This is a genomic window from Streptomyces sp. NPDC002156, assembly GCF_053593675.1.
The window spans coordinates 1-5,563 of the sequence record NZ_JBSFDA010000308.1 but is presented as its reverse complement, the minus strand read 5'-3'; the positions used below and the strand labels follow the sequence as shown (position 1 = coordinate 5,563).

6 protein-coding genes are annotated in these 5,563 nt (G+C 71.1%); 4 read left to right on the top strand and 2 right to left on the bottom strand.

The window, feature by feature from the left end; translation table 11 throughout:
* Positions 1-74: 74 nt before the first annotated feature.
* Both ACWCRB_RS48765 and ACWCRB_RS48760 read right to left on the bottom strand, forming a co-directional pair.
* Positions 75-779 carry a gamma-glutamyl-gamma-aminobutyrate hydrolase family protein gene (locus ACWCRB_RS48765; RefSeq protein WP_451002211.1) on the bottom strand — a complete coding sequence of 235 codons (705 nt, stop codon included), beginning with the start codon at positions 777-779 and terminating at the stop codon, positions 75-77.
* A 135-nt stretch (positions 780-914) separates the two neighbouring features.
* Positions 915-1,655 (bottom strand): FadR/GntR family transcriptional regulator, encoded by a 741-nt coding sequence (locus ACWCRB_RS48760; RefSeq protein WP_451002210.1) that lies wholly within the window; start codon positions 1,653-1,655, stop codon positions 915-917.
* Positions 1,656-1,750: 95 nt separating this feature from the next.
* Between ACWCRB_RS48760 and ACWCRB_RS48755 the strand changes: the two genes are divergently transcribed.
* The 4 genes from ACWCRB_RS48755 to ACWCRB_RS48740 all read left to right on the top strand — a co-directional run.
* Positions 1,751-3,121 (top strand): glutamine synthetase family protein, encoded by a 1,371-nt coding sequence (locus ACWCRB_RS48755; RefSeq protein ID WP_451002209.1) that lies wholly within the window; start codon positions 1,751-1,753, stop codon positions 3,119-3,121.
* Positions 3,122-3,171: 50 nt separating this feature from the next.
* Positions 3,172-4,548 (top strand): aldehyde dehydrogenase family protein, encoded by a 1,377-nt coding sequence (locus ACWCRB_RS48750; protein ID WP_451002208.1) that lies wholly within the window; start codon positions 3,172-3,174, stop codon positions 4,546-4,548.
* Positions 4,545-5,327, top strand: a complete 783-nt coding sequence (locus ACWCRB_RS48745; protein ID WP_389359034.1) for a 3-oxoacyl-ACP reductase — start codon at positions 4,545-4,547, stop codon at positions 5,325-5,327. The genes ACWCRB_RS48750 and ACWCRB_RS48745 overlap by 4 nt, the downstream gene beginning before the upstream one ends.
* 46 nt (positions 5,328-5,373) lie before the next feature.
* Positions 5,374-5,563, top strand: a 190-nt coding sequence (locus ACWCRB_RS48740; protein ID WP_451002207.1) for a DUF2510 domain-containing protein, incomplete at its 3' end; no start/stop codon positions are given.

Genomic DNA, 5,563 nt, shown 5'->3' with positions numbered 1-5,563 from the left:
AGAGCGGCGCGCGGCAGCTCGATCATCGTGCCTTTGAGGACAAGGCCCGTTCAGGGCCGGAGCGGGGGTTCGCCCTACCCCACCGCCGCCACCAACGCCCCCATCACCCGCAAGTCCTCCCCCATCTCCGGATGCCACTGCACCCCCAACACCCACCCGGAACCGGCACCCCCACCCCCCGGTTCCACCGCCTCCACCGTCCCGTCCTCCGCGTACGCCGACGCCACCAGCCCCCTCCCCAGACGGTCCACCGCCTGGTGGTGGAACGTCGGGACCGACGTCGCCTCCGGTACCGCCTCCGCGTACCGCGTCCCCGGCACCGGCTTCACGGTGTGCTCGCCGAAGACCCCCGGGGTCACCGCGTGCCCGTCGATGTGCTGCACCAGCGTGCCGCCCAGGGCGACGTTCAGCAGCTGCATGCCCCGGCAGATCCCCAGCAGCGGCGTCCCGGACGCCAACGCGGCCTCGATCAGCGCCAGTTCCCACGCGTCCCGCGCTTCGGCCGGCGGGCCCGTCCGCGGGTCGCGATCCACTCCGTACCGGGCCGGATCGACGTCCGGACCGCCCGCGATCACGACCCCGTCGAGCCGGGCGACCGTCGCGGCGGCATGTGCCGGATCGTCCGGCGGCAGCATCGCGGCGATGCCCCCGGCCCGCTGCACGAGCCGCGGATACCCGGCCGGCAGCAGCGCCGCGGGCAGCTCCCACGCACCCCAGCGCGCGCCGGACTCCAGGTAGGTGCTGACGCCGATCAGCGGTCGTCGTCCGGCGGTCGTCACGAGGGCCTCCCTGACATCCGAAGGGGCCTCCGATGGGGCATCCAACGGGGCGTCCAATGGCGTACGCCCATACCTTTGCCGACCCTCGCCCCATGAGGCAACCCGCGTCTCACCCGCCGAACAGCCTTCGCGCCCTTACGCCAAGAACCCCCGCAACAGCGCCGCCGTCCCCGAGCAGTGCTCCCGCATCATCTCCCGGGCCCCGTCCGCGTCCCCGTCGAGCACCGCGTCCACCAGCGCCGCGTGCTGGCGCTGCGAGTGCTCCAGGTTGCGTACCAGCAGCGGGATGCAGTCGAGCAGGTCGTTCACCGTCGCCCGTACCGCCGCGTACTGCGAGGTCAGCGTCGGGGAGCCGCACAGCTCGGCCAGGGTGAGGTGGAGGAGTGTGTCCAAGCGGCGGTAGTCGGAGAGGGGCGCGTCCTGGGTACGGGCCAGCGCCTCCCGCAGCCGACCGGCCTGCTCGCCCGACAGGCCGTGCTGCGCGCACAGGCCCGCCGCGCCCACCTCCAGCACCTCCCGGAAGCGCAGCACGTCCTCGATGTCGACCGCGCTGATCCGCCGCCGCAGCTCGTCCTCGCCGCCCGCGCCCGCGTCGCCGCGCGGCAGCACGAACGTTCCGCCGTACCGGCCGCGCCGCGACTCCACCAGCCCCTGGTCCTGGAGCACCTTCAGCACCTCGCGCAGCGTCACCCGGCTGATCCCGAGCCGCTCCGCGAGCTCCCGCTCGGCCGGCAGCCGCTCGCCGCCCGGTACCAGGCCCAGCCGTACGACCTGCAGAATCTGTTCCAGTGCCTCCTCGAAACCGTTGCCCGCCCGCACAGGCCGCAGCACCGGCGTCAACCGGTCCTCCAGGCCGCCCTCAGCGTCCAGCGCCATCTGGCCGTGCCCCCTTCCCAAGCAATGGTTCTCCGCAATACCTTATGGCTTCCGGCCCGGCTGAAAAAACGCGCAGAAGCCGAAGGAGCTTTCCCGTGGCAGACCGCACACCCCCGCTGAGCGTCGATGAGCTGCACGCCCTCGTCGCGAGCGGTGAGATCGACACTGTCGTCCTGGCCTTCCCCGACATGCAAGGGCGGCTCCAGGGCAAGCGGTTCGCCGCCCGGTTCTTCCTCGACGACGTCCTGGAGCACGGCACCGAGGGCTGCAACTACCTCCTCGCCGTCGACACCGAGATGAACACCGTCGATGGCTATGAGATGTCCTCCTGGGAGCGGGGGTACGGCGACTTCGCCATGCATCCCGATCTGTCCACGCTCCGCCGTCTGCCCTGGAACGCCGGTACGGCCTTCCTCGTCGCCGACCTCGCCTGGAACGACGGCTCCCCGGTCGTCGCCGCACCCCGCCAGATCCTCCGCCGTCAGCTGGAACGGCTCGCCGAGCACGGGTTCACCGCGAAGGTCGGTACCGAGCTGGAGTTCATCGTCTTCAAGGACACCTACGAGCAGGCCTGGGACGCCCACTACCGCGACCTGACCCCTGCGAATCAGTACAACATCGACTACTCCGTGCTCGGCACCGGCCGTATCGAGCCACTGCTGCGCCGCATCCGGAACGAGATGACGGGCGCCGGGCTGATCGTCGAGTCCGCCAAGGGCGAGTGCAATCCGGGCCAGCACGAGATCGCCTTCAAGTACGACGACGCCCTCGTCACCTGCGACCAGCACGCCGTCTACAAGACCGGCGCCAAGGAGATCGCCAGCCAGGAGGGCTACTCGCTCACCTTCATGGCCAAGTACAACGAGCGCGAGGGCAACTCCTGTCATATCCATCTCTCGCTCGCCGACTCGGACGGCTCCAACGTCATGGCCGGTACGGGCGCCGATCCCGGTGGCATGTCCGAGGTCATGCGGTACTTCCTCGCCGGGCAGCTCGCCGCGCTCCGCGACTTCTCGCTCCTCTACGCGCCCAACATCAACTCGTACAAGAGATTCCAGCCCGGTTCCTTCGCGCCGACCGCCGTCGCCTGGGGCTACGACAACCGCACCTGCGCGCTGCGGGTCGTCGGCCACGGGCGGTCCATGCGGTTCGAGAACCGGCTGCCCGGCGGTGACGTCAACCCGTACCTCGCCGTCGCCGGGCTCATCGCCGCCGGGCTCCACGGCATCGAGCAGAAGCTCGAACTGCCCGAGGCGTGCGCCGGGAACGCGTACACCGCCGACTACGCCCATGTCCCCACCACCCTGCGCGAGGCCGCCGAGCTGTGGGAGAACAGCCCCGTCGCCAAGGCCGCCTTCGGCGACGAGGTGGTCGCCCACTACCGCAACATGGCCCGCGTCGAACTCGACGCCTTCGACGCCGCGGTGACCGACTGGGAGCTGCGCCGCTCCTTCGAACGCCTGTGAGAGGTCCTTCCTTGCCGTACGAGCACGAAAACCAACACGAGCATCAGCCTGTGTACGAGGGTGAGCTGCGCGTTCTCAATCCCGCCACCGAGGACGTCGTCGCCACCGTCCCCGCCGCCACCCGCGAGGACGTCGACGCGGCCGTCGTACGCGCCACGCACGCCCAGGCCCGCTGGGCGGCCCTCGCGCCCGGCGACCGCGCCCGGCTGCTGCGCCGCTTCGCGGCCACCGTCGACGAACACCTCGAAGAACTGGCCCAGTTGGAGGTGCGCGAGGCCGGACACGTCATCGGCAACGCGCGCTGGGAGGCCGGCAACGTCCGCGATCTCCTCGACTACGCGGCGGGGGGTGTCGAGCGGCTGACGGGCCGCCAGATCCCGGTCGCCGGCGGCCTCGACATCACCATCCTCGAACCGCTCGGCGTCGTCGGGGTCATCGCGCCCTGGAACTTCCCTATGCCCATTGCCGCTTGGGGCACGGCACCCGCGCTCGCCGCGGGCAACGCGGTCATCCTCAAGCCCGCCGAGACGACCCCGCTGACCGCACTCCGCCTCGCCGAACTCGCCCTGGAGGCAGGGCTTCCCGAGGGCCTGTTCCAGGTGCTGCCCGGCCACGGCCCGGTCGCGGGCAACGCGCTCGTCGAACACCCGGGCGTCGCGAAGATCGTCTTCACCGGGTCGACCGGCGTGGGCAAGCAGGTGCTGGCGAAGGGCTCGGCGCTCCTCAAGCGCGTCACCCTCGAACTCGGCGGCAAGAGCCCCAACATCGTCTTCGCCGACGCGGACATCGAGGCCGCCGCGGCCGCCGCCCCCATGTCCTTCCTCGACAACTCCGGCCAGGACTGCTGCGCCCGCACCCGCATCCTCGTCCAGCGCTCCGTGTACGACCGCTTCCTCGAACTCCTCGCCCCCGCCGTCGAATCCGTCCTCGTCGGCGACCCGGCCGACGAGAAGACCCAGATGGGCCCGCTGATCTCCAGGGCCCAACTGGACCGCGTACGCGGGTACGTCACCGACGACCTGGCCGGCATCCGGGGCGAGGCGCCCGCAGGCCCCGGCTTCTGGTTCCCGCCGACCGTCCTCACCGACGTCGACCCGCACGCGCGCGTGGCCGTCGAGGAGGTCTTCGGCCCCGTCGCCGTCGTCCTGCCCTTCGAGGACGAGGCGGAGGCGATCCAGCTGGCCAACGGCACGGACTACGGCCTCTCCGGCTCCATCTGGACCCGGGACGTCGGCCGCGCCCTGCGCGTCTCGCAGGCCGTCAGGGCGGGCAACCTGTCGGTCAACTCGCACTCCAGCGTGCGCTATTGGACCCCCTTCGGCGGCTTCAAGCAGTCCGGGATCGGCCGCGAGCTGGGCCCGGACGCCCTCATCGCCTTCACCGAGACCAAGAACGTCTTCATCAGCACGGAAGGCCCCACACAGTGACCGCAGAGAGCATTTGCAGGCGTCTCGTCGGCCGTACCGCCGTCATCACCGGTGCCGGCAGCGGCATCGGCCTCGCCACCGCGCGCAGGCTCGCCTCCGAGGGCGCCCACGTCGTCTGCGGCGACGTCGACGAGACGCGCGGCAAGGCCGCCGCCGAGGAGATCGGCGGGATCTTCGTCAAGGTCGACGTCACCGACCCCGAGCAGGTCGAGGCGCTCTTCAAGACGGCGTACGACACCTACGGCAGCGTCGACATCGCGTTCAACAACGCCGGTATCTCGCCGCCCGACGACGACTCCATCCTGGAGACAGGGCTGGAGGCATGGAAGCGCGTCCAGGAGGTCAACCTCACCTCCGTCTTCCTGTGCTGCAAGGCCGCGATCCCCTACATGCGGCGCCAGGGCAAGGGCTCGATCATCAACACGGCGTCGTTCGTGGCCAGGATGGGCGCCGCCACCTCCCAGATCTCGTACACGGCCTCCAAGGGCGGCGTCCTCGCCATGACCCGTGAACTGGGCGTCCAGTTCGCCCGCGAGGGCATCCGCGTCAACGCCCTCTGCCCCGGCCCGGTCAACACCCCGCTCCTCCAGGAGCTGTTCGCCAAGGACCCCGAGCGCGCCGCCCGCAGGCTCGTCCACATCCCGGTCGGCCGCTTCGCCGAGGCCGACGAGATCGCCGCCGCCGTCGCCTTCCTGGCCAGCGACGACTCGTCCTTCGTCAACGCCACCGACTTCCTGGTGGACGGCGGCATCGCGGGCGCGTACGTCACTCCCGTGTAGGGCAACAGCCGTACGTCGGCTAGGGGTGCGCCCCTACAGTGCCGGAATGAGCACGACGCCACCGCCCGGCTGGTATCGCGACCCGGCCGCCCCGCACACGGAGCGCTGGTGGGGCGGCACGGCCTGGACCGACCACTGGCGCACGCCGAGCGAGCCGCCGGCCGTCACGGAGACCCCCTCGGAGACCCCGAGCTACAGCACGTCGGCGACACCCTCGGACCCCGCGCCCTCCGACA